At 55.3% G+C, this 24,117-nt stretch carries 19 protein-coding genes and 1 pseudogene; 18 read left to right on the forward strand and 2 right to left on the reverse strand.

Features of this window, described 5'->3' with window-relative positions; genetic code table 11:
- The first annotated feature begins 100 nt into the window (after positions 1-100).
- Positions 101-1,690, forward strand: coding sequence for an iron uptake porin (locus RHP47_RS07765; protein WP_310840151.1), 1,590 nt, complete (start codon positions 101-103; stop codon positions 1,688-1,690).
- Here RHP47_RS07765 and RHP47_RS07770 read toward each other — a convergent pair.
- Positions 1,687-2,631 (reverse strand): GTP-binding protein, encoded by a 945-nt coding sequence (locus RHP47_RS07770; RefSeq protein ID WP_310840152.1) that lies wholly within the window; start codon positions 2,629-2,631, stop codon positions 1,687-1,689. The two genes, RHP47_RS07765 and RHP47_RS07770, sit on opposite strands and share 4 nt — an antisense overlap.
- Positions 2,632-2,740: 109 nt before the next feature.
- Between RHP47_RS07770 and RHP47_RS07775 the strand changes: the two genes are divergently transcribed.
- Together RHP47_RS07775 and RHP47_RS07780 are read left to right on the forward strand one after the other, a co-directional pair.
- Positions 2,741-3,481 carry a DUF561 domain-containing protein gene (locus RHP47_RS07775; RefSeq protein ID WP_286625228.1) on the forward strand — a complete coding sequence of 247 codons (741 nt, stop codon included), beginning with the start codon at positions 2,741-2,743 and terminating at the stop codon, positions 3,479-3,481.
- Complete coding sequence (locus tag RHP47_RS07780; protein WP_310840153.1) at positions 3,459-4,463, forward strand: RsmB/NOP family class I SAM-dependent RNA methyltransferase; 1,005 nt, start codon at positions 3,459-3,461, stop codon at positions 4,461-4,463. The genes RHP47_RS07775 and RHP47_RS07780 overlap by 23 nt, the downstream gene beginning before the upstream one ends.
- On the opposite strand, the gene RHP47_RS07785 is transcribed toward RHP47_RS07780, so the two are convergent.
- A complete protein-coding gene (locus tag RHP47_RS07785) occupies positions 4,367-5,494 on the reverse strand; it encodes a hypothetical protein (protein ID WP_310840154.1) in 1,128 nt (375 codons plus the stop codon). The genes RHP47_RS07780 and RHP47_RS07785 overlap by 97 nt on opposite strands.
- Positions 5,495-5,532: 38 nt before the next feature.
- On the opposite strand from RHP47_RS07785, the gene glgP reads away from it, so the two are divergent.
- From glgP to RHP47_RS07860, 15 genes and pseudogenes are all read left to right on the forward strand, one after another.
- Positions 5,533-8,124 carry an alpha-glucan family phosphorylase gene (gene glgP / locus RHP47_RS07790; protein ID WP_286649487.1) on the forward strand — a complete coding sequence of 864 codons (2,592 nt, stop codon included), beginning with the start codon at positions 5,533-5,535 and terminating at the stop codon, positions 8,122-8,124.
- A 12-nt stretch (positions 8,125-8,136) separates the two neighbouring features.
- Positions 8,137-8,442, forward strand: coding sequence for a nucleotidyltransferase domain-containing protein (locus RHP47_RS07795; protein WP_149819724.1), 306 nt, complete (start codon positions 8,137-8,139; stop codon positions 8,440-8,442).
- On the forward strand, positions 8,436-8,918 hold the full coding sequence (locus RHP47_RS07800; protein ID WP_149819726.1) for a hypothetical protein: 483 nt from the start codon (positions 8,436-8,438) through the stop codon (positions 8,916-8,918). The genes RHP47_RS07795 and RHP47_RS07800 overlap by 7 nt, the downstream gene beginning before the upstream one ends.
- A gap of 59 nt (positions 8,919-8,977) precedes the next feature.
- Positions 8,978-9,692 (forward strand): annotated as a pseudogene (locus tag RHP47_RS07805) (efflux RND transporter permease subunit); the annotation flags it as partial.
- A gap of 35 nt (positions 9,693-9,727) precedes the next feature.
- Positions 9,728-9,949 (forward strand): hypothetical protein, encoded by a 222-nt coding sequence (locus tag RHP47_RS07810; protein ID WP_310840155.1) that lies wholly within the window; start codon positions 9,728-9,730, stop codon positions 9,947-9,949.
- Positions 9,946-10,800, forward strand: coding sequence for a hypothetical protein (locus RHP47_RS07815; protein WP_310840156.1), 855 nt, complete (start codon positions 9,946-9,948; stop codon positions 10,798-10,800). The genes RHP47_RS07810 and RHP47_RS07815 overlap by 4 nt, the downstream gene beginning before the upstream one ends.
- 12 nt (positions 10,801-10,812) lie before the next feature.
- On the forward strand, positions 10,813-11,499 hold the full coding sequence (rppA, locus tag RHP47_RS07820; RefSeq protein ID WP_149819732.1) for a two-component system response regulator RppA: 687 nt from the start codon (positions 10,813-10,815) through the stop codon (positions 11,497-11,499).
- Positions 11,500-11,612: 113 nt separating this feature from the next.
- Complete coding sequence (locus RHP47_RS07825) at positions 11,613-12,218, forward strand: efflux RND transporter periplasmic adaptor subunit (RefSeq protein ID WP_310840159.1); 606 nt, start codon at positions 11,613-11,615, stop codon at positions 12,216-12,218.
- A gap of 124 nt (positions 12,219-12,342) precedes the next feature.
- Positions 12,343-14,808 carry an ATP-binding cassette domain-containing protein gene (locus RHP47_RS07830; RefSeq protein WP_149819736.1) on the forward strand — a complete coding sequence of 822 codons (2,466 nt, stop codon included), beginning with the start codon at positions 12,343-12,345 and terminating at the stop codon, positions 14,806-14,808.
- 153 nt (positions 14,809-14,961) lie between these two features.
- Positions 14,962-17,148 carry an amylo-alpha-1,6-glucosidase gene (locus tag RHP47_RS07835; RefSeq protein WP_310840160.1) on the forward strand — a complete coding sequence of 729 codons (2,187 nt, stop codon included), beginning with the start codon at positions 14,962-14,964 and terminating at the stop codon, positions 17,146-17,148.
- A gap of 78 nt (positions 17,149-17,226) precedes the next feature.
- Positions 17,227-19,944, forward strand: a complete 2,718-nt coding sequence (locus RHP47_RS07840; protein WP_149819740.1) for a bifunctional acetate--CoA ligase family protein/GNAT family N-acetyltransferase — start codon at positions 17,227-17,229, stop codon at positions 19,942-19,944.
- A gap of 123 nt (positions 19,945-20,067) precedes the next feature.
- Positions 20,068-21,153 (forward strand): 5-(carboxyamino)imidazole ribonucleotide synthase, encoded by a 1,086-nt coding sequence (locus tag RHP47_RS07845; RefSeq protein ID WP_399363215.1) that lies wholly within the window; start codon positions 20,068-20,070, stop codon positions 21,151-21,153.
- Positions 21,154-21,165: 12 nt separating this feature from the next.
- Complete coding sequence (locus RHP47_RS07850; protein ID WP_286668572.1) at positions 21,166-22,701, forward strand: hypothetical protein; 1,536 nt, start codon at positions 21,166-21,168, stop codon at positions 22,699-22,701.
- 2 nt (positions 22,702-22,703) lie between these two features.
- On the forward strand, positions 22,704-22,997 hold the full coding sequence (locus RHP47_RS07855; RefSeq protein WP_190278328.1) for a DUF2103 domain-containing protein: 294 nt from the start codon (positions 22,704-22,706) through the stop codon (positions 22,995-22,997).
- Positions 22,998-23,000: 3 nt separating this feature from the next.
- The gene (locus RHP47_RS07860; RefSeq protein ID WP_286625243.1) at positions 23,001-23,999 is read left to right on the forward strand and encodes an ABC transporter permease; all 999 of its coding nucleotides are present in this window, start codon (positions 23,001-23,003) and stop codon (positions 23,997-23,999) included.
- Positions 24,000-24,117 lie beyond the last annotated feature (118 nt).

Below are 24,117 nucleotides of genomic sequence, written 5' to 3' on the forward strand. Positions count from 1 at the left end.
GTTGACAGGCCGAGAAAATAGAATAATAATCGTTATCATTCTCATTTAGCCTTGGTGAATTCCCGGGGCAGTGTCTTGGTGTGAGGTAAGGAGGTCAGTGATGGAAAAATCCCTAACAACGGTCATGGTGGGTGCCATTCACCTTGCACTACTCAGTCCAGCCGCTGTTGCTGAACCTCAGATGCCCGCTGGTGCCAGCATGGGACAGGTGACCTCTGTCTCCCAACTGTCTGACGTACGCCCCACCGATTGGGCCTATCAAGCCCTTGCTTCCCTTGTCGAAAAATACGGCTGTATTGCTGGCTATCCCGATGGCACCTTTCGGGGCAACCGTGCCCTAACACGGTTTGAGATGGCTGCTGCCTTGAATGCCTGCCTCGATGTTGTGAGCGATCGCTTTGCCACCAAGGAAGATTTAGCCACTTTGCAACGGCTCTCTGAGGAATTTGCCGCTGAACTAGCGACCCTACGCGGACGGGTGGACAACCTCGAAGCCCGTACTGCTACTCTGGAGGCCACGCAATTTTCAACAACCACCAAGCTCTCTGTGGATGCCGTGATGGCCTTTCAAGCCGGTGGCAATACTCGCCAAGTCTTTGATCCGGTTTCTGGAGATATATTTACTGGGGGCAGCTACAATCCGACGGTGATTAGCAAGGTGGAGATTAACCTCAATACCAGTTTTCGCGGTACGGATTTACTGACCACGACCCTCGAAGTGGGTAACAACGGGTTAGATACGTTTGGGGCAACGGGGATTGGTACCAGTGGTGCTATTGCGGGTGGCTCTGTGGATTATGCTGGGGTTGAATCAACCGTCAATCTCTTCCGTTTTTTCTACAGCTTCAAGCCCACAGAGGATTTAACGATTGGTGTTGGGCCGCAATTTTATCCCAGTGATATTGTGGATACCAATAGCTACGCCAACGATTCTTTCAGGGATTTTAGTTCCAATTTCTTTATCAACAACCCGCTGATTGTGCCCTACGCCGTCAATGATCCCGGTGGGGCGGGTGTCAGTATTGAATGGAATCCGGGAGGCGGATTCTTCACGCTGCGCGGTGTTTATGTGGCCGCTGAAGCGGGAGCACCGACGGGTATCCCTACGGGAGGAGGTCTTTTTGGCGATCCCTATCAGGGAACCGTGGAACTGGAGTTTGCCCGTGCCTTTGGTGCCAATGAACGGAACAACTTTGCGGTGCGCCTGCAATATACCAATTCCTCAACCCTGAACATTTCCCAGAATGCCGGCGGTGTCAATGTGGAACTCACCCTCGGTAAGTTTGGCCTCTTTGGCCGCTATGCCTACTCCGATATGAAACTCTATGGCGATGGAGCAACGATTAATGGCTTGGGGCCATTTACTGTGGATCCGGGGGTCTTTGTCATTCCCGCTGGTGGCCAAGTGAAAACCACCGCGCAAACATGGATGGCGGGTTTGGCCTATCGGGACTTGTTGGCGGAAGGATCATTGCTAGCAGCGGCGGTGGGTCAGCCCTTTATTAACTCGTTGGCATCAGCACCCGGGATCAATGATGCTACCCAAACCAACTATGAACTCTTTTTCCGCTATCCCCTCAGTGATAATATCACAATCACGCCTGTGTTTATGGCAATCACCAATGCCAACAATAGCGCCACCAATAGCCCCATTTTCCAAGGGTTGATCCGCACCACGTTTAGCTTCTAAATCAGACACGCCCTAAAGGCTTGGCGGAGCTGGTGCTCATCAAGGTTACGGCCAATAAAGATGAGTTCATTGCGCTGATGGCCAAGGGGGCGATCGAGGGGACGACCATCAAAGAGCATATGCACCCCCTGAAAAACAAAGGGCTGGGGCTGCTCCGCGAGGTGCAAAATCCCCTTCATGCGGAAAATATCGGGGCCTTGGGTTTGCAGCAACTGGCTCAGCCACGTTTGCAGCTTAGCGCCATCCAATTTGCCCTCAGCAACAATGGCCACAGAACCCACAGATTCATCGTGTTCATGGTGATCTTCGCCAAGAAAGTCTGGGTCGAGTTCGAGGGCCCGCTCAAGGTCAAAGCCCCCCACATCGAGGATGTGCTCCATGGGGATGGCGGCCTGCTGGGTGTAATACACTTTGGCCAAGGGGTTCATGGCATGAATGCGATCGCGCAACTGGGCGAGGTCTGCTTCGCTTACCAAGTCCGTTTTATTGAGCAAAATCACATCGGCAAAGGCAATTTGCTCTTGGGCTTCGTCCGCTTGCCAGTGGTAGTGAATGTGCTTGGCATCCACCACGGTAATCACGGCATCTAGGTGAGTTTGGCTGCGGATGTCCTCATCCATGAAGAAGGTTTGAATGACGGGTGCGGGATCGGCAAGCCCCGTGGTTTCAATAACAAGGTGATCAAACTTGTGCCGCCGCTTCATCAGGTTGCCAATAATGCGAATCAAGTCGCCGCGCACCGTACAGCAAATGCAGCCATTATTCATCTCGAAAATTTCTTCATCGGTATTGACCACCAGTTGATGATCAATGCCCACTTCGCCAAACTCGTTGACAATGACAGCGACCTTCTTGCCGTGTTCGTGGGTGAGAATGCGATTGAGGAGTGTGGTTTTACCGGCACCCAAGTAGCCAGTGAGCACTGTAACGGGAACGGTCATAGGCTGGACAACAGCTAGAGACTCTTTGAGCCTATCAAATATCCGTTACAGTCGTTGTGAAAAGGGCTGTAGGATAAAAAAATGCACAACTACGGAAAGTTTCAAGTCTATGCTGCATCCGCGTTTAGCCGCTGCCTTTGAGCAGCGTTCTGTTCTCAAGATTATTAGTGGCCTCAACAATTTTGATCGCGATCGCGTGCGGGCGGTGGTGACTGCTGCCGATCAGGGGGGTGCCACTTTTGTGGATATTGCTGCCGATCCTGAGCTGGTGCGCCTTGCCAAGGAACTAACGATGCTGCCCATCTGTGTGTCTGCGGTGGAGCCATTACAGCTGCTGAATGCCGTTGCCGCTGGTGCCGATCTGGTGGAAATCGGCAACTACGATAGCTTCTATGCCCAGGGGCGGGTGTTTAGCGCTGAGGAAGTGCTGGTATTGACGCGCCAAACTCGCGAGTTGCTGCCCCAAATCATGCTGTCAGTAACCGTGCCCCACACGCTGCCTTTGGATCAACAGGTTGCCCTCGCTGAGGCCTTGGTGGCCGCTGGTGCCGACGTGATTCAAACCGAAGGGGGAACCAGTAGCCAACCCCACCACAGTGGCACGTTGGGTCTCATTGAAAAAGCAGCCCCGACATTGGCGGCAGCCTACGAAATTTCCCGCGCCGTTGCGGTGCCGGTGCTGTGTGCTTCGGGGCTTTCGACAGTGACGATTCCCTTGGCGATCGCTGCTGGGGCTGCGGGTGTCGGGGTCGGCTCTGCCGTCAACCAACTCAATAGTGAAGTGGCTATGGTGGCCAGTGTGCGTGCCCTCGCGGAAGCGGTCAAAGGTGCCATCGCCGTCCACCGCTAAGCCTGTGGTGATGCTCTCCCGATTGGCTGTGGCCTGTGCCAACCGTCTCTTTGAGACTGCCGGCGATCGGGAGCGTTTTTTAGAGGCTCTCACCACCCCCCCGCCCTACCCTGCCACGGTGCTGTGGTGTCGCGAGTCAGCGTCCCCCTTACCCTTTGAGCCGTTGCCGCCACTTTCTTGGCAGCCTCCTTGGGTGAGTCGCTTTGCCCCCGGCAGCCGTACCGGTCAACACCCTCTCCATGAGGCCGGGGCTTATTATTGCTTGGATAGCTCATCGGTGTTTGCGGCGGTTCCGCTGCTGACGCTGCCCCAAGAGCCATCCTTGGTGATTGATGTGTGTGCGGCGCCCGGCGGCAAGAGTCTCTTTGCGTGGCGATCGCTCCAACCCCGTTACCTTGTGTGCAATGAAACCATTGGCAAACGGGTGGGGATGCTGATTAGCAATCTCAAACGCTGTCGAGTGCATCCAGTGGGTGTCACCGCTTGGGATAGTCAGGTGCTGGCTGCTGAGTTCCAAGGCGCTGCTGATGTGGTGATTGTGGATGCCCCCTGCTCCGGCCAATCCCTGCTGGCCAAGGGACAAAAAGCCGACGGGTGCTTTCATCCTCTGACGATTCGCCACAACCAACGGCGACAAAAGCGAATTCTGGCGGCAGCAACTGCCCTTGTGCGTCCGGGGGGATGGCTGCTCTATAGCACCTGCACCTTTAGTCAGGATGAAAATGAGGATGTGGCGGCTTGGCTGATGGCCAAGTTTCCGCAGTGGGTTCCTCAACCTGTGGCGGCGCTGGCGGCCTATCAATCCCATCTAGCAGCCTTTCCCTGCTATCGGCTGTGGCCCCACCAAGGGGAAGGGGCGGGAGCCTTTACAATTCTCTGGCAGCATCAGGGTAAGGGGGAATCAAACCCACTACCCGATTTAGGGGAACGTCGCGCCTTGGGCGATCGCTGGCGCTGGCAATCGAATTCCCAACCGGCATAGGTAATGGCAGCAAAGGCATTTTGATCTAAACACCTCCCGAAAATGCGACTACTGGCGATCGCTGCGCGTCCCATCAGGGTTACACCTAGAAGCTGCCCTTGGCGATTGATCACCACTTGACCCAAGCTCTGACCTTCGGAACTAAACTGCTGAATCTCCCACAGTTGAATCGGTTCTCTGAAGCGCTGCTGGGCTTGCCGCGCATTCCAACCGACGCGGGCAATGGGAACAGGTAGGGCAATCCACCACGGTTGACGGTAGTAATCAAGGGGCATGGGTTTCCGCTGCAAAATCTGGCGGGCGATCGCAAAGGCCTCAAAGTAGGTCAGGGAGGGCAAATGGTACCCCCGCTGCCAACCGCCACAGGCATAGACTTGGGGATGACTGGTGCGCCCTTGGGAATTGATCCGCAACCACCCTTGAGCATCTCGCTGCAGGCGGTGCAGGTTCAAAGGAGTTGGATCGGGGGCTTTGCGCCTTCCTAGGAGGGGAACCCCTAGACCGAGGCCACTCAGGGCAGCATGCAGGCGATCGTTGAACCACGCATCTTCTGTGGCCACAAGCGGCAGACCTTGTGCATCGGGATGCAAGGCTTTGCCAGACCAGTGGTGCCAACAGGCCAGCTCAATCCTGCTGAGGGCGTCCATATCCTGAGCATCCATTGCCGCAGGCGCATCAAGGAGGAAATAGCCTTGCGCATACAGGCGATCGCCCCCCACCTGAAAATGACAGCGGGGCTGCCAGACAAATTCCCCCGCCCCTGTGATCACATCGACCCCCACCAATTCCAAGACCCTAGGGGCATAGCGGCGCTGTCCGTGGCTGAGGTGGGCTTGAAAGTGCTGCCACTGCTGAGTATCCAATCTTTGAGGGGGAAACTGCGACAGCCACCAGCGTTGCCACTGCCATTGCCACTGCGCATCAGCGGCTGGGATTACTAGGCCAATCCGCCCCAAGGCCGCACACCGATAGGCAATGTCCAATGCCAAAGGACTCGCCGCCACAATCAGCAAATCATACTCAAAGCGCATAGGAAATTAAGATAGAAACGACGACACTGGCAGCTCCTATGAAGCCCATCCGCACGTTTAACGTTCGTCCTCACCTGCCGCAACGTTTGGAACCCCTGCGGGAACTGGCCTACAACCTCTACTGGACGTGGAACACGGAGGCGATCGCCCTCTTTCGCCGCCTCGACCCAGAACTGTGGGAGCAAACAAACCATAACCCTGTCGCCCTTTTGGGACGCATTCGCCAAGATCGCCTCTTGGATGCGGCGGCCGACAACGGCTTTTTGGCACAGATGGAGCGGGTGATCAGCCAATTTCAAGAATATGCCCAGCCTGTGCAGACGTGGTACCAGCAAACGCGCACGGACGCGCCTCCCGGCGAGTGTATTGCCTATTTTTCCCTTGAATTTGGCCTCACGGAGTGCCTGCCAATCTATTCGGGGGGCTTGGGGGTCTTGGCCGGAGATCACCTCAAATCCGCCAGTGACTTGGGACTGCCCTTGGTGGGGGTGGGGCTGCTCTATCAAAAGGGCTATTTTTCGCAGTACCTCAGTGCCGATGGCTGGCAGCAGGAACGCTATCCCAGCAACGATTTTTATACCCTGCCCCTCAAGCTGGTCACTACTGGCCAAGGTCAAGAGCATCGGATTCGAGTGGACTACCCCAATCGAGAAGTCCAAGCACGGGTTTGGCAAGTTCAGGTGGGTCGGGTTCCCCTTTATCTTTTAGACACAAACCTGCCAGAAAACAGTACCTACGATCAGCAGATCACCGACTACCTCTACGGTGGGGACATGGACATGCGCATCCATCAAGAGATGTTGCTGGGCATTGGTGGCGTGCGTCTGCTCCACAGCTTGGGGTTGCGACCAACGGTTTATCACATGAATGAGGGGCACTCCGCCTTTTTATCCCTAGAGCGCATTCGCCAACTGATCACCGAAGAGCAGCTTACCTACGATGAAGCCTTGCAGGTGGTCAAGGCCAGCCAGTTGTTTACCACCCATACCCCCGTGCCTGCGGGGATTGATCTGTTTCCTGCCGATAAGGTGACGTACTATGTCGGCCACTATGCTGAGGCCTTTAACCTCTCACAGCAGGAGTTTCTCTCCTTGGGTCGTGTCAATCCGGGGGCTTTTCAAGAACCCTTTAGTATGGCGAACCTAGCCATTCATACCGCTAGTTTTGTCAATGGGGTGAGCGCGCTCCACGGTGAAGTCTCCCGCCAGATGTTCCAAGGTCTGTGGCCCAATCTGCCGCCGACGGAGGTGCCGATTACCTCGATTACCAATGGCGTCCATGCTCGCAGTCGCGTTTCTGAACCATTGCAATACCTGCTGGATATTTACCTTGGGCCGCAGTGGTCTGATGCGCCCTTGGCGGATCCCCTCTGGTCGCGGGTCAGCAGTATTCCCGATGAGGAGTTGTGGCGTATCCATGAGATTTGCCGCTATCAGTTGGTGATGTTTGTGCGATCGCGCCTACAACGGATGCTTGAAGAGCAGGGCGCCTCTAGTGCTGAATTGACGCAAGCGGCAGAAGTGCTGGATCCGACCGCCTTGACCATTGGCTTTGCCCGTCGCTTTGCTACCTATAAACGCGCCACTCTCTTTTTGCGGGATGTGGAACGGCTGCGGCGAATTTTATTGGGATCCGTACCGGTGAAAACGGGAGCGAAGCAGCGGCGGCCGATTGTCCAGTTTGTGATTGCGGGGAAGGCGCACCCCAAGGACAACCCCGGCAAAGAACTGATTCAGGAAATTATTCACTTTACGCGCCAAGAGGGCATGGCCAACCACATTGCCTTTATCCCGGATTACGATATGCACGTGGCAAAAATGATGGTGGCGGGGTGTGATGTCTGGCTGAATACCCCTTTGCGGCCTCAGGAGGCCTCGGGAACCAGCGGCATGAAGGCGGCTATGAATGGGCTACCGAATTTAAGTACATTGGACGGTTGGTGGGACGAGGCGGACTATGTGAAAACGGGTTGGGCGATTGGCCACGGCGAAACCTATGACGATCGCCACTATCAAGATCAAGTGGAAGCCAATGCGCTCTATGAACGGTTGGAGCGGGATGTCATTCCCCTCTTTTACGATCGCGATGAAAATGGGGTGCCGCGCGGCTGGGTGCAAAAGATGAAAGCCGCCCTCTCTTTGAATACGCCCCAGTTCAATACCGCCCGCATGGTGCGTGAGTATGCCCATCGGGGCTATTTCCCTGCTAGCGATCGCTCCTTTATCCTCAAGGAAAATAACTATGCCGCAGCCAAGGAACTGGCTCGCTGGAAAGCCCACATTTTTGAACATTGGTACTCGATTCAGATTATCGGGGTTGAAACCTCGGCTGAGCACAACCTCGAGGTTAACGAACTTGTGGAAGTCAAAGCCGTGATTGCCCTCGGTGCCCTATTGCCAAGCGATGTGCAGGTGATTTTGTTCCAAGGGCGGGTGAATGAGGCCGGCACCCTAGAGGAGGCCTGTCCTACCCTGATGACGTTTGTGGGTACCACCCCTGAAGGCCATAGCCTTTACACCGCTGAGATGAGCTACGACACGAGTGGCCACCAAGGCATTGCCCTCCAACTGCTACCGCGCCACGCCTATTTGAGTCATCCCTATGAAATGGGACTGGTTTTGTGGGCTTAGGAGAGAATCAGGTTGCGATTAACGGATCAGCAAGTGCAGCAAATTTGCCAGACGGTGGCGGCGCTGGTAGGTACCGAAGCCGAAGTGTGGTTGTTTGGTTCGCGGGTGAACGATGACCTAAAGGGCGGCGATGTGGATTTATTGATCCGGCTGTCTCACCCCGTTGAGAATCCTGCCCTTGTCAGTGCTCGACTCAGTGCCAAAATCAGCCGCGCCATGGCAGGTCGTAAAGTGGACATTCTCCTCTGGGCACCCAATCTCCAGCGGCAGCCGATTCACGATTGGGCCCAACAAACGGGAGTTCGCCTTCAATGTTGAGTCCTCAACTTCAGGAACGCCTACATCACCTCTGCCAACTGGTGGAGCGAGAAGTGGCACACCTACAGGTGACGGATCAACGCCTCTTTCAGGAGCCATTTACGGCACGGCGGGCAGCACAATTGGAGGAGGATATTGACCTAGCGGAGCGGGTGGATGCTTTTTTGGCACGCTTTGGCCGCCTTCAAGATACCCTAGGGAGCAAGCTATTGCCCGCCTATCTGAGTGCCTTTGGCGAACCAGTGGCGACTTTCTTGGAAAACCTTGACCGTGCTGAACGGCTCGGCCTTGTGCCCGATGCAGACGCTTGGTTTACCATGCGGCAACTGCGCAATCAAATGGTTCACGATTACATTCGAGATGCAGCCATCTTAGCCACGAGTTTGCAAGCTGCCCACGAGTTTGTTCCTGTCCTGATTGAAACTGCAACTCGGTTTTGCCAACGAATAAAGCACAAATCGTCCGGCAACTCCTAGCTTTTCATCTTTATTTCATGTGCCTTTGCCAAAATCAGCCTTAGTAACACACTGTGGTAATGCTGAATCGAATTCTTTGGTGGTCAATTGTCCAACGTTGGTTGGTGGTGCTCGGGGCGATCGCCCTGACGATTTTCGGTATTTTTCAACTGCGGCAAATGCCCCTTGATGTACTGCCAGAGTTTGCGCCCCCCCAAGTGGAAATTCAAACGGAGGCACCGGGCCTAGCACCAGAGGAAGTGGAATCGCTGATTACGCTGCCCATTGAAAGTGTCGTCAATGGTACGGCAGGGGTCGAAACTGTGCGCTCTGCATCGTCTCTTGGCTTATCTGTTGTCAAGGTAGTTTTTAGTTGGCAAACGAATATCTATCAAGCACGGCAACTGATTACCGAGCGGTTGCAGGAGGTGCGCGATCGCCTACCACCTAATGCCTCACCCCAAATTTCACCGATTACCTCCCCCATTGCCACGATTTTGATGTATGCCCTCCGATCGCCTCGCCGCACAACAGGTCTCTTTGCAGGACGTGGTGGCGGGGGTGAGTGGCGCCAATGAAAATGCAGCGGGTGGGGTCATTGTCACTCCCGATCAGGAGTTAATTGTGCGGGGCATTGGTCGGGCAACATCAGTCGCTGATTTAGCGGTGGCGTTGGTGGCGCACCGCAATGGCCAACCAATTCGCGTGCAGGATGTGGCAACAGTCACGAAAGGGCCTGCCTTAGCGCGGGGAGATGGCAGTGTTAATGGACAGCGAGCAATTATGCTTATATTGACTTCTATATCCAAGAGGGGGAAGACCATATTCCCGTGGGTACTGCTACCGTTACTGCTGATATTGAAACGCCAACGGGCGATCGGGTCACTCTACCGATGACCTATACCCCTGAGGACAAACACTACACCGCACGGCTAGCCAATCCCGTGACAGGAGACTATGGTATTGTTCTCCTTAGCCCCATCAATGGTCAACCCATTAACAGTCGTTTTCGCTTTCGTTATGAACCCAATCAGGGAGGAAGACAAGAATGATGCTACCACGCTTTATCCAACCCACCCTCTTGGGACTGGCCATGCTCTTGAGTGGGGCGATCGCCACCCTTGGGATTGCCCAGCAACGGCAAATGCCTATGCTTCATGACCACCATCACCTGCACCACAGTCCCAACCCTGAGCACGCAGACGGCTCTGCTACGACCCATATGGAACTGCTGAATGCGCCCGCACCTACGCCTCAACAACCAACCACCTTTACGTTGGCGATTCGCACCCACACTGGTGAAGCAGTGACGCAGTTTGAGCGTTTTCAAGAGGCGCTAATGCACCTGATCATCGTCAGTGATGATTTTCAAGTGTTTCAGCACCTGCATCCCCGCTATCTGGGTGAAGGTCAGTTTCAAGTCACAACCCCATTGCCCCAGGGGGGAGGCTACACCCTCATTGCTGATTATAAACCCGCTGGCGCTGACGAAACGGTGGCGATGATCCCGATCGCGGCTGAAGGAACGCCGCCCGCATCGAGTACGCCAACCGCTCAAACCACCCAAGTGATTGGCACAACGGCAGTCGAACTAAAACTCCCTCAACCCCTCAAGGCTGGATCAGCGGTGGAAGTGGCCTTTCGCCTACGGGATGCTGCCACCCAGCAACCCCTTAGGGATCTGCGCCCCTACCTTGGCGAAGCAGGGCATCTGGTGATTTTGCGAGACACGACTCCCCTCGAACCTGCTGATTATCTCCATGCCCATGCCGTGGATCATCAACCTAAGGAGGTGATCCGTTTTATGACCCAGTTTCCTGTGCCCGGACGTTACAAGCTCTGGGGACAGTTCCAGCGGGGTGAGCAAATTGTTACTGCTCCCTTTTGGGTGACGGTGAATTAGGGGATTGCACGGATGAAGGTGTTGCTGCTTGAAGATGAACCGGATTTAGGAGCCGCCATTCAGCGGGTGTTGCAACGGGAAGGCTATGTGGTGGACTGGGCGCAGGAGGGGGAACTGGTTTGGGCCTACGTTGAGCAGTTGCAGGTGGACTACAGTGTTGCGATTTTGGATTGGATGGTCCCTCGGCTGTCGGGGTTGGAGGTTTGTCAGCGACTGCGTATCCACCACTACACGGTGCCCATTTTGTTGCTGACGGCACGGGATGGCCTCAGCGATCGCGTTCAGGGATTAGATGCGGGGGCAGATGACTATTTGATTAAGCCCTTTGCAATGGCTGAGTTGCTGGCGCGGCTGCGGGCTTTACTGCGGCGATCGCCCCAATTCCAACCCCAGCAATTGTGTCAAGGGGCATTAACGTTAGACTATGGTACCTTCACCCTGAGAAATAGGGCGGGTACTGAGGTGCAGTTAACCGCTAAGGAATTCCAGACCTTGGAATACCTCATGAAACGCCCCCAGCGGATTCTCAGTAGCGACCAACTGATGATGCAGCTTTGGGAAGTGGGCAGTGAACCCAGTAGTAATGTAGTGGCAGCACAAATTCGCCTGCTGCGCCGCAAACTCGCCCTCCTTGGTCAAGAGCACTGCATTGAAACCGTCCATGGGTTAGGCTATCGCTTTGTTGTCGATCATGGTTGATCATAAGCTCTTCCGCCACAGCCGCAGTCGTCTTGCCCTCTGGTATGCCCTCACCATGAGCGCTATTCTCAACGGTTGCTTACCTTACAGAAGCACAGCGAGCACAGGTGGCTGTGGGTCAAGCTGTAAATATCACTGTTGCAGGACTTCCCAATCGTGTTTTCCGCAGTCGTATTGAACTCATTGATATTGATAGTGTCGTTGATCCCGCCACGCAGCGAGTTGCGGTACGCGCCAGCTTGGCTAATTCCAGCCAAGAACTCAAACCTGGTAGCTTTGCGACTGTCCAAATTTTTGACGATCGCCAAACTCGCAATGCCGTGATGATTCCCCAGTCCACGATCGTTGAGCCAGTCGATCAGCCCCCCCTTGTGTTTGTGCAGAATGGTACTGCCTTTGAAGCTGTCGAAGTGACCCTTGGCCAGCGAGTTGGCGATCAGGTAGAAGTAATTAGCGGTCTTTATGGGGGCGATCGTATTGTTACCCAAGGTACGATGCAACTCTATGCCCAATCTCTGCGGGGGGATACCTCAACCGCTACTTCAGACACAAAACCGGAAACAGACTCTCCACCGTGGATTTGGTTGGGGGCGGCTGTTGGGGCGATCGCTCTATTTGGGGCAGGTCTGGGTTGGCAAGCCTATCGAACACAGCGGCTGAATTCCGCAGCTCATACCGAACCCTCTCAATCTTTTACCCCCACGAAGGTCAACCCTTAGAAATCGCAAAATGCCACTCGATCTTCTCCATTCTGAGGGGTTTGTGCGTCACGAGGACAGGGTGTCTGCCAAACTAGGCAAGATATTAGTTAGAGCTTTGAACACCTTGAACAGGCAGATAGTGATGCGATCGCCCCCCCCAAAAACGGTTGTTGATCTCCCCACCGTCACCCTCACCCTCGAAAGTCAGGGGAAAATGTTGACCTATTCCCTGACCCAACCGGAGCATCGCCTCGGACGCGATTACCAATGGGCGGATTTAGTAGTGCCCGATGAGCCACTGTGGTCAGTGATTTCCAGCCGCCATGCCGTTTTTCAGCAACAGGGGGCAACCTACTACCTCTGGGATGGCGATGGCCATCAACGCCGCAGTACCAATGGCACCTTCTACAACCGACGCCGCATCGGCATTGAAGAGGGCTTTGCCCTTGGGGAAACCCTACGCTTAGAAATTGGCCAAGACCCGAAAAACAAAGTGCAATTGCTGGTGCAGATCCAGTTTTCAGGCACGGCCAGTGCACCGCCTTTGCCGCAGCAGCGCCGCCTTGTCCTCAAAACCCTCAAAGAATGGCCGCTGACTTTAGGGCGCGAAGCCAGCAACAGCTATCAGCATTGGCAACTGGATGCCCCCACGGTGTCTTTGCGCCACGCCAGTATTGATCGCACCAGTGCCGGCCTCTACGTCCTACGGGATTTGGGCAGCAGCAACGGCACCTATGTCAACGCCAAACTCCTCAAAGACCCCTACACGCTGCGCAACGGGGATCAGATTCGCATTGGGCCTTTTGTCCTGCTCTACCGCCACGAGACCCTAGAGATTACGGATCAGGGCAGTCACATTCGCATTGATGCTTGGGGATTGGAACGACGGGTGAAAACCCCAGCGGGCGATCGCTCCCTCTTGCAAGAGGTCTCCTTTGTGGCGGAGCCGACGCAGCTTGTGGGTATTGTCGGTGGCAGTGGTACGGGGAAATCCACCCTCTTGAAAGTGTTGATGGGGCTGGCTCCCCTTCAGGCAGGACAGGTGCTACTCAATGGTCTCGATCTGCATCGCAATCTTGCCACCTACCGTCACCAAATTGGTTATGTACCCCAAGATGATATTGTCCACGCCCGCCTCACGGTGGCCGAAGTCCTGAACTATGCGGCGCAACTGCGCTTACCAGCGGATACCGATGCCCAAAACCGCAAAGCCGCCATTCAGCGAGTTCTTGAACAAGTGCAGTTAACGGGAACTGAAGATCAACTGGTGGCAAGTCTCAGTGGCGGTCAGCGCAAGCGGGTGAGTATTGCCGTTGAGCTATTGGCCAACCCCAAGCTCTTTTTCCTTGACGAACCCACCTCGGGTCTGGATCCGGGGCTAGACTTTTTGTTGATGCAGTTGCTGCGGCAATTGGCAGATGAAGAACGCACGATTGTCTTGGTGACCCATGCTACGAGTCATGTGCATTTGTGCGATCGCCTGCTGGTTCTAGGCTCTGGTGGGCGTCTTTGCTATTTTGGCCCCGGCGATCAGGCTCGGCAATTCTTTAGTCCTGATCGCCCCCTGAATTCCGTGGCTGAAATCTATGCCCTCTTGACTCCCGAAAATAGTGCTGAATGGAGTCAAAAATTTCGCCAATCCACGGACTATCAACGCTACCTTGCCAGCCACCTCAGCATGGGGCACCACTATGAGAGCACCAGTGTTTTGGGGGGCGAAAACCGTGCCAGTGCCGAATCCCCTCCCCAACAGCCAGCACCCCCTCACCTCTATCAATGGCGGGTGTTGTGTCAACGCCAGTGGCAACTCCTGTGGCGCGATCGCCTCAGCCTTGTCTTGAATCTGATCAGCGTCCCCATTGCCCTGCTGCTCACCCGCTTTGCTATTGATCGCTCCCCCTTTGTCCCCCAAGATCCCCCCGGCCTGCTGCAAGCGGCTCAAACCCTGCGCATTCTCTTTGTCTTTACCTGTGCCTGTCTTTGGGTGGGACTCTCCGGCTGGGCGCAAGCCTTGATTACAGAGGTGGCCATCTACCGCCGCGAACGTCTTGCCAATCTCAGTCTCTGGGCTTACATGGCAGCTAAACTCACCCTTGGTAAGGGGATGGCTTTGGTACAAACACTGCTCATTACCCTTGTGGCACTGTTGGCCTTTGGTCTGCCGCAGGGTGCCCTCCTCCCTTGGCCGGTGGGGTTTGGCATCACCACCTTCCTGACGCTGGTGGCCAGTCTCTGTCTGGGACTTTTGATCTCCGCTGCCGTGAGTAATAGCGATCAAGCGAGCAAGATTTTACCGCCATTGCTCCTGCCGCAAATTATCTTTGCCGGTGTCCTCTTTAAGCTCACGGGAATTGCAAGGGCACTCTCTTGGCTGACGATTGGCCGTTGGACAATGGGTGCCTATGGTGCCTTGATTGACGTGAATGGCATGGTACCGCCGCCCCTTGATTTTGGCCTGTTTGAACCACCGCCTCAGCCCTTTGATCCGACACCTGTCTATGCTCCCACTTGGGGTAATCTGCTGCTAAATTGGGGACTGCTGATCCTCCACAGCCTCATTTACACGGGCGTGGCCACCTATTTGCAATGGCGCAAAGCGCCACCTTAAGGCCATCGGGGGTTTACCTTCCAACCAGAGGCAACCGCATATTTACTCATTACAATTGTGCATATTTACTTATTGCAATTATGGCTGTCCTGCGAGATGATCTAACAAATAACCGAAAATTGTTCCTATTGAACACAGACTGCTGCCGCACCCATGGAGAGCGATGTTGTTTCCCTGTATGGGCGCGATTATATCCCCATTGTCGCCCCGCCCCTGCCGGCTACTAAAATTCGAACTCACCCGAAAACGGTTCCTGTCCTCAAGGACAACGATGTGCTGCTCATTTGTGATGAATTGGGCAATATCTGCAATGATGAGCAGCAAACGGCTATTACAGGTTTATTTTGTCAGGATACCCGCTTCCTCAGTCAAGCGGAGTTGCGCGTGGGGGGCGATCGCCCGATTCTGCTGAGTTTTCATTGTACGGGTAGCCATGCGCTCAAGGTGGTGTGCACTAATTCCAAGCAACCTTCTCTGCCCGCGGAGGCCTTAGCAATTGAACGATTCCTAGTGGTGCGGGGTGCCCTCTTTGAAACGATTCTCATCACCAATCATCAGGCGCAGCCGGCCAGCGTGGAGATTAGTTTAACCTTTGCGGCAGACTTTCAAGATTTATTTGAAATTCGCCAATACGGCAGTGGTCGCCCGCAGCGAGGACAGACATTGCAACCCGTCAGTTGTGAATTGCGCCACACCAAAGGACGCGCCGATCTCTGCTTTGCCTACCAAGGCCTTGATGGTGCCCTTATGGAGACCCAAGTGCAGTTCTTGGGCACCCCCCCCGACCGTCTTGATGACACCACCGCCACATGGCACCTCAAGCTAGAACCCCAAGGCTACCACAGCATTCACTATTGCGTCCGTCCCTTTACCAATGGGGCACCCACCGCCCATGTCCCTGTGCCTTCATCCCTAGCGGCTGCCGATCGAGCGGCGCAACAGGAACGGCAACAATGGTGGTCAGACTGCACGGAAATTGTCACCTCAAATCCGCAGTGGAATCGCATCCTACGGCGGGGGATGGCGGATCTCTATATGCTCTTGCAGTCCTTTGGCCATGGCAAGGTTTTGACTGCGGGGATTCCTTGGTTTGCGACGCTCTTTGGCCGTGACTCGATCATCTCGGCGATACAGACGCTGATCCTCAATCCAGCGATCGCCCGTGATACCCTGCGTACCCTTGCCCATTACCAAGGGAAACAGGTCTGTCCTGAGCGCGATGAGCAGCCGGGGAAAATTCTCCATGAACTGCGCTTTGGCGAGATGGCGCGCAACCGCGAGATTCCCCATACCCCCTACTATGGTACGGTGGATGCCACCCCCCTGTGGCTGATGCTCTATGCCGACTACTACGCATGGACGGGCGATCGCACCACGGTCGAGGCGCTCTGGCCCCATGCCCTTGCGGCAATGAACTGGGTGGATCAACAAATGGCCGCCACGGGCTACCTCACCTACGATCGCCAAGCAGCCAAGGGCATTGACAACCAAGGCTGGAAAGATTCTGGCAATTGTATCGTCAACCGTCGCGGTCAACTGGCTCACAGTCCCATTGCCCTCTGTGAAGTCCAAGGCTACGTCTATGCCGCCAAAACCCGTCTGAGTGCCCTTGCTCGAGACTTTGGCTATGGCGAGTGGGGCGATCGCTGGCAAAACGAAGCCGCTGCCCTCAAAGACCGCTTCAACCGTGACTTTTGGCTGGAATCAGAGGGTTTTTATGCCCTTGCCCTCGATGGCGACGGTCAGCCGGTGGATAGCCTCACCTCTAATGCGGGGCAGTGCTTGATGACGGGCATTTGCGACCCCGAGAAAGCGCAGCGGATAGGGCAACGCCTGCGGCTGCCGGATCTATTCAATGGTTGGGGCATTCGCACCCTCAGCAGCACCTCCCCTGCCTACAATCCCATTGGCTATCACTTGGGGTCGGTCTGGCCCCACGATACGGGTCTGATTGCCTTGGGGCTGCGCGCCATTGGTGATAGTGACTTTGCCCTGACCTTAGTGGATACCCTTTTTGATATGGCCTGTCGGCAGCCAGATTTGCGCCCACCAGAACTTTTCTGTGGCTTCGATCGCCAGACCTATCCCCAACCGGTGCAATATCCCGTAGCCTGCTCTCCCCAAGCTTGGGCAACGGGCAGTCTGTTTCAATTCATTCAGATCATGGCTTGGCCGCTGGTGGATGTGCCCCAAGGCAAGTTTTTGGTGCATCAGCCCCTGTTGCCCAACAGTATCGAGGAACTCCACCTCCGTAATTTGCGGGTTGGTGACAGTCGCTTTCATCTGCGGCTCTGGCGCACCGGCGAGAAGGGCTGTGACTGGGAAGTGCACTCAGCGTAACGAAGCGTAACTAGGGGCGATCGCCCTCGCTAGAGTGGAGGTGGCTCAGTTCCCAACCTCTGTAGCGCGAGTAACAGCATGACACGAACCACCGCCTACGATATTTGGCGCGCCGGTCATCAGCCCCTGCGTCCCCTCTTTGCCCCCAAAAGTGTTGCTGTCATCGGTGCCAGTGAAAAAGAAGGCAGTGTTGGCCGCACCCTTCTCTGGAATCTGATTCAAACCCCCTTTGGCGGAACGGTTTTTCCCGTCAACCCGCGCCGCAGTTCGGTGTTGGGCATCAAGGCCTATGCCAGTGTGACCGCGATTCCCGAAGCGGTTGATCTCGCAGTCATTGCCACCCCTGCGGCTACAGTACCAGCGGTGGTTGCCGAGTGTGCAGCAGCGGGTGTGAAGGGGGCAATTATTGTCTCGGCGGGATTTCGGGAAGTGGGGGCGGCGGGTCTTGCCCTCGAAGAAGAGATTTTAGCCATCGCCCGTCAGGCGCGGATGCGCATTATTGGTCCCAATTGTCTGGGGGTAATGTGTCCGCCCACGGGGCTGAATGCTACCTTTGCCGCGACAATGGCGCGATCGGGTCATGTCGGCTTTCTCAGTCAAAGTGGCGCCCTGTGCACCTCAATTTTGGACTGGAGTTTGCAGGAAAATGTCGGCTTTAGTGCCTTTGTGTCCATTGGCACGATGCTGGATGTGGGCTGGGGCGACCTCATTTACTACCTAGGCGATGATCCGCAAACCCGCTGCATTGTTATTTACATGGAATCTCTGGGGGATGCGCGATCGTTCCTCTCCGCCGCGCGGGAAGTGGCCTATGTCAAGCCGATTATTGTCATCAAAGCAGGACGCACTGCCGCCGCCGCTCAGGCCGCCGCTTCCCATACCGGGGCATTGATGGGATCCGATGCAGTGGTGGATGCGGCCCTAGAACGCTGTGGGGTGCTGCGGGTGGAAACCATTGAAGATTTGTTTGACATGGCCGAAGTCTTGGACAAGCAATCGCGCCCCAAAGGCCCCCATCTGACGATTCTCACCAATGCCGGTGGACCTGGGGTCTTGGCCACTGATGCCCTGATTCGGGCGGGTGGTAAACTCAGTCCCCTCTCTGGGGATACCCTACAAGCACTGAATCAAGTGCTCCCCCCCGCTTGGAGTCACGGTAACCCCGTGGATATTTTGGGGGATGCCACTGCGGATCGCTACCTCAAGGCACTGCAACACTGTGAAACCGATGCCAACAGTGATGGCCTACTGGTGGTGCTGACGCCCCAAGCTATGACGGATCCGCTGGCGATCGCCCAAGATCTCGCTACCTATGCCAAAAACCGTCCCAGTGGTGCCAAGCCGATTCTGGCCAGTTGGATGGGGGGCACAACGGTCAAAGGGGGAGAAGCGATTCTCAATCAGGCGGGCATTCCCACCTATGCCTATGCCGATACCGCTGCCCGCATCTTTAGTTATATGTGGCGCTATAGCGATCACTTGCAGGCGCTTTACCAAACCCCCTCGCTGCCCCTAACCACCACCCCCCCGGATCGGGATGCTGTCAGTCAACTCTTTGAGCACGTGCGCAGTGAGGGGCGCACCCTATTGACGGAGTGGGAAGCCAAGGCGGTTCTTGCTGCCTACGGCCTACCGGTGGTGGAAACCTGTATTGCCCGCAGTGAAGCAGAGGCAGTGGCTGCTGCCGATCGCCTAGGGTATCCCGTAGTTCTCAAGCTCTATTCGCCCACAATTACCCACAAAACCGATGTCGGGGGTGTTGCCCTCAATCTTCCCGATGCCGCTGCGGTCATTACCGCCTACCAACAGATTGAGAAAAATGTCACCACTGCTGCTGGCGCGGGTCATTTTGCTGGTGTCACCGTGCAGCCGATGATCCCATGGAAGGGGTTTGAACTCATTTTGGGCAGTTCCACCGATGCTCAGTTTGGGCCGGTGATTCTCTTTGGTACGGGGGGACAGTTGGTGGAAGTCCTCGAAGACACCGCGATCGCCCTTCCCCCCCTGAACACCACCTTGGCACGCCGTCTGATTCAGCAAACGAAAATCTCCCGTGCCTTTGCCGGCGTGCGGGGCTGGCCAGCCGTCAACCTTGCCCTATTAGAAGATCTGCTGGTGCGCTTTAGCCTGCTGGTGGTGGAGCAGCCGTGGATTAAGGAAATTGACATCAATCCCCTGCTGGTGGCACCCCCGGATCGCCTGATGGCCTTGGATGCCCGCATTCTGCTCCACAAAGAGGAAAGCACCTTTGTCAAGCCTGCGATTCGTCCCTATCCCACCCAATACGTGAGTCCTTGGCAGTTGCGCGATGGTACCCCAGTGCTGATTCGACCGATTCGGCCAGAGGATGAACCCCTAATGCGGCAGTACCATGCGACCCTCTCGGAGCAGAGTGTCTATTTGCGCTATTTCCACCTGATGAAGTTGTCGCAGCGGGTTGCCCACGATCGCCTAGTGCGCATCTGTTTTGTGGACTACGATCGCGAGATGGCTCTGGTGGTGGAGCATCAAGGCGCCAGTGAACCGCAAATTATTGGTGCGGCTCGCCTCAGTAAGGATCACTTTAGCAATACAGCCGAGTTTTCGATGTTGATTAGCGATCGCTGGCAGCGGCAAGGCCTTGGTACTGAATTACTACGCCGCTTGATTCAAATTGGCCGCGATGAGGGGCTAAGTGCCATCCACGCCTATGTTCTCAAGGATAACGAGGGAATGATTCGTATTTGCCGCAAATTGAACTTTGAGTTTGCTGCGGGTGACGACCCCAGTGTTTGGTTGGTGCAGCTTGCCCTCTAGGGGATACAAAGCATAGAACCCTAGGATCATTGGTGTAGGACAATAGGTTCCGTTGAGTCGATTAGAGGAAGCGTGAACAACGTAACCAAGATTGGGGTGATTGGTGGCGGTCAGTTGGCTTGGATGTTGGGGCTGGCGGCCAAGGAAATGGGACTCTCGCTGTGGGTACAAACGCCTGCGGCAACGGATCCAGCCGTCGCGGTTGCTGAGGGGGTCTGCTATGGGGCGATCGCCGATGTGGCAACGACAGCACACCTGGCTAAGCAGGTTGATGTGATGACCTTTGAGAATGAGTTTGTCGATCTCGAGGGGTTGCAGCGCCTTGAACAGCAGGGGGTTTGTTTTTATCCCCGCCTTGCTTCCCTAGCCCCCCTTTTGGACAAGTACCAGCAGCGCCACTTTTTGCAACAACTGGGGATTCCTGTACCGGCCTTTGGCTATTTGGGCGATCGCCCCCCCACCTTGCCCTGTGTGATTAAGACCTGTCGCCACGGCTATGACGGCCAAGGAACATTTGTCATCTCCGATGAGCAGGCATGGCAGCAGTTTCAGCAGCGTTGGCCAGAAATTCCGCCCCAAGGGTTTTTGGTGGAAGCCTTTGTGCCCTATGTCAAAGAACTGGCGATCATGGCGGCGCGATCGCCCCAAGGGGAGATTGCCCTTTATCCCGTGGTGGAGACGCAGCAGGTGGCTGCCATCTGTCGCTGGGTGATTGCCCCTGCCCCGGTTGACCCCCAAGTGAGTGAGCAAATTCAGCAGATTGCCCGCCAAATCCTAACGGCACTTGATGCTGTGGGTATTTTTGGCATTGAGTTTTTCCTCACAGCCACGGGTGAGGTACTCGTGAATGAAATTGCGCCCCGCACCCACAATTCTGGGCATTACACCATTGATGCCTGCATCACGAGTCAATTTCAGCAGCACTTGCGCGCCATTAGTGGCCAGTCCTTGGGCAGTCCCGCCATGCAGGTACCGGCAGCGGTGATGGTAAATCTCTTGGGCTTAGCCGAACCGCAGGTTGACTATGGGGCAAAATGTCAGGCCTTGGCGGCTCTCCCCCACGCGAACCTTCACTGGTATGGTAAAAGTCAAACCTACGCGGGCCGCAAGTTGGGTCATCTTACAGTGCTGTTGGCAGAACCAGCGGCAGCCCTACCCATGATCCAGCACATTGAAGCCCTCTGGTATAGTACGCCTGTTGCTGTGTGACCGTTCCTGCTAATGCGTTCTCACTCCTTTCCTCAGCCCCTTGATCGCGCTGCTTTGAGTGTGTTCCTTGTGGCGCTGGTGCTGACCCTTTTGCTGTTGTGGGGGGGCGATCGCACCCAAGCCCAAGTGCGGGACTTTACATGGCAAAACCGCGATGTGGGGTCTGACGATCGCGCCTTTATCCTCGCCTTTAATCGGCTGATGGATTGGTCATCGGTGGCGGAGCATCTCAAGATTGAGCCACCCCTTGAGGGCAAGGCCAGTTGGTCGGGGCGTCGTTTTGCCTACACGCTGACGCAGCCGATTCCCTACGGTCAAACCTTCAAAGTCTCCCTCGAGGATGCCGTTTCTGTGCCCCAAGGGAAACCGATCAAACCCTTTCAGGGACAGTTTCGCAGTCGCGATCGCGTGCTGGTCTATCTTGGCTCCGGGGTCGAAGAGGGGCGCCTCATCCTCTATAACCTAACGCTGCAACAGAAGACCTTCCTCAGTCCCCCCAATCTACGGGTGTTTGACTTTCAGCCCTATCCTGCTGGCGATCGCATTCTCTTTAGTGCCGGCGAGCGCGGCGAGCAAATGGGCTTTGACCCCCAACTGTACACCGTGACTACCGGGCTATACTTCAATGCCCCTGAAACCCCCCGCCGGCAACCTCGACCCGTGGGCGAAATTTCCCTAATCCTTGACAATAGCGAGTATCAAAACCTGCGCTTTCAGTTGGCCAATGACGGCAGCAAAATTGTGGTTCAGCGGGTAAATCGTCTCCAGCCTGCGGATAGCTCCCTGTGGCTCCTCGATGAAAATTTTCAGCCTCGGCGGCTCAACCAAGCGGCGGCCGGTGATTTTCGCATTGCCCCCGACAACCAGCATTTAATCATTGCCCAAGGGCAGGGGTTAGCGATTGTGCCCCTAGAAGCCGGCAATGGTGAGAGTGACTTTGACTTTTTGCCCCAGTATGGCATGGTGCTGGACTTTAGCCGCGATGGCCGGCAAGTGGCAGCGGTGAAGTTTAACCCCAATTTCTCGCGATCGCTCTATGTGGTGGACATCTTTGGCGAGCATAGAGAACTGCTAACCATCAATGGCTCAATCATTGCCGGTCAATTTGACCCCAAGGGGGAATTTCTCTATGCCATCCTCACCCGCATTGAAGGGGAAGGCCATTACCGCGAAGTTCCCTATCTTGCCCTCTTTGATCTGAAAACCAAGGAACTGTTCAAGCTCAAGGATTTTGACCCGCAGCAGGAACTCTACCTCAGTTTGGCACCCGATGGCCGTACATTGGCCGTTGACGCTGTTGAGGGACGGGAAATGCCCGATGTGGTGGATAATAGCGATCTCTATAGCGAGACTGCCCCCGTCAACCCCAGTCCCAGTGATCTGGCAGAACTGCCCACTGACCCCCAAGCACCCCCCCCGCCACCGCGTCAACTGCCCCCTCAACAGCATCAAATTTGGCTTTTCCCCCTAGAATTAAATCAAGATAAAATTGTCGTTGGGATGCCAGAACCTTTGGCACCCGGCTTGCACGCACGGTGGTTACCCTAACAATGGCAGCAGGAACGGGTCGGGTTGTCCTGAATCACTCTACCCATATTGAAGGCTTGATTCCCGTCTTGGAAAAATTGGCCAAAGTGGCGGGGATTAGTACCCTCACGCCCGGTGTCATTGCCCCTGTCAAAGGGAAATCCCCCCATCTACACCTACGGGTTTCGGTGCCCATCAAAGGTGGGTTTAAGGTGATTGCGCGGCGAGGCAAAACGGTGCAGGAGGTGTTTGTCATTACCCAACTGAGTGAAGCAGAACTCAAGGCTGCTATTGATGCCGTGCTGGCTTCCAAATGATCCATGCTCAAATCCATTGGCCAAGGCTTAGGGAATGAAACGAGCCGCCTGATTTTGCGACGCTTGGGGGAAGCCCTGATCACGCTGCTGTTGGCCTCGGCGTTGAGTTTTGCCATTATGCAGTTGGCACCGGGCAACTATCTGGACAATCTCAAGGCGGATCCCCAAATTTCCTTGGAACGCTTGCAGGAATTGGAGCGGCAATTTGGCCTTGACAAGTCCCCTGTAGAGCAATACTTTCGCTGGCTGTGGCAAATTATTCGCTATGGCAACTTCGGTACTAGTTTTGTCTATCAGCGATCGGTGGCCTCCCTATTGTGGGAGCGCGTACCCGCCACTCTCCTGCTCTCTTTTAGTTCGATTCTCCTCACATGGGGATTAGCCATCCCCTTAGGTATTTGGGCAGCGGTGACCCAAGATCGTTGGAGCGATCGCCTGCTGCGGGTCATTAGTTACATTGGCCAAGGGTTTCCCAGCTTCATTACCGCCCTCTTGCTGCTCTTTCTTGCCCAAAGCACCCCTTTGTTTCCGGTGGGGGGCATGACCAGTTTGTTTTACGACGACCTCCCTTGGTGGGGCAAAGTTCTGGATATTGGCTGGCACCTGATTTTACCGACTATTGCCCTCACCCTCACCAGCTTTGCGGGTTTACAGCGGCTCATGCGCGGGAATTTACTAGATGTGCTGCGCCAAAACTACATTCAAACGGCACGAGCCAAGGGACTCCCGGAATCACGGGTGATCTACGTCCATGCCCTACGCAATGCGGTGAACCCCCTCATTACCCTGTTGGGTTTTGAATTTGCCAGCCTCCTCAGTGGTGCTTTTATTGCCGAATTTTTCTTTAACTGGCCAGGTCTGGGGCGCTTAATTTTACAGGCGGTAACTGCCCAAGATATTTATGTCGTCATGGCCAGCCTGATGATGGGGGCAGTGATGCTGATTATTGGCAACCTCCTAGCGGATTTACTGCTCAAATGGGCTGACCCCCGCATTCGGTAACCCCGCAGAACCCAATTTTTACAAAAATCTATGGAGAGGCAACAGCTGAGCAAGGCGCTGGCTGGGCTTTGAGGCAGTAGCACCAATGGAACCATGTACAATGGGGCAAAGAGCAGTT

Origin of the sequence: Thermosynechococcus sp. QKsg1, assembly GCF_031586415.1 — a bacterium.
Taxonomy (GTDB): domain Bacteria; phylum Cyanobacteriota; class Cyanobacteriia; order Thermosynechococcales; family Thermosynechococcaceae; genus Thermosynechococcus.

Coding starts and splice junctions, on each gene's coding strand:
- RHP47_RS07765 (WP_310840151.1), top strand. CDS start 101: ATGGAAAAATCCCTAACAACGGTCATGGTGGGTGCCATTCACCTTGCA.
- RHP47_RS07770 (WP_310840152.1), bottom strand. CDS start 2,631: ATGACCGTTCCCGTTACAGTGCTCACTGGCTACTTGGGTGCCGGTAAA.
- RHP47_RS07775 (WP_286625228.1), top strand. CDS start 2,741: ATGCTGCATCCGCGTTTAGCCGCTGCCTTTGAGCAGCGTTCTGTTCTC.
- RHP47_RS07785 (WP_310840154.1), bottom strand. CDS start 5,494: ATGCGCTTTGAGTATGATTTGCTGATTGTGGCGGCGAGTCCTTTGGCA.
- glgP (WP_286649487.1), top strand. CDS start 5,533: ATGAAGCCCATCCGCACGTTTAACGTTCGTCCTCACCTGCCGCAACGT.
- RHP47_RS07800 (WP_149819726.1), top strand. CDS start 8,436: ATGTTGAGTCCTCAACTTCAGGAACGCCTACATCACCTCTGCCAACTG.
- RHP47_RS07815 (WP_310840156.1), top strand. CDS start 9,946: ATGATGCTACCACGCTTTATCCAACCCACCCTCTTGGGACTGGCCATG.
- rppA (WP_149819732.1), top strand. CDS start 10,813: ATGAAGGTGTTGCTGCTTGAAGATGAACCGGATTTAGGAGCCGCCATT.
- RHP47_RS07830 (WP_149819736.1), top strand. CDS start 12,343: ATGCGATCGCCCCCCCCAAAAACGGTTGTTGATCTCCCCACCGTCACC.
- RHP47_RS07835 (WP_310840160.1), top strand. CDS start 14,962: ATGGAGAGCGATGTTGTTTCCCTGTATGGGCGCGATTATATCCCCATT.
- RHP47_RS07840 (WP_149819740.1), top strand. CDS start 17,227: ATGACACGAACCACCGCCTACGATATTTGGCGCGCCGGTCATCAGCCC.
- RHP47_RS07845 (WP_399363215.1), top strand. CDS start 20,068: ATGTTGGGGCTGGCGGCCAAGGAAATGGGACTCTCGCTGTGGGTACAA.
- RHP47_RS07850 (WP_286668572.1), top strand. CDS start 21,166: ATGCGTTCTCACTCCTTTCCTCAGCCCCTTGATCGCGCTGCTTTGAGT.
- RHP47_RS07855 (WP_190278328.1), top strand. CDS start 22,704: ATGGCAGCAGGAACGGGTCGGGTTGTCCTGAATCACTCTACCCATATT.
- RHP47_RS07860 (WP_286625243.1), top strand. CDS start 23,001: ATGCTCAAATCCATTGGCCAAGGCTTAGGGAATGAAACGAGCCGCCTG.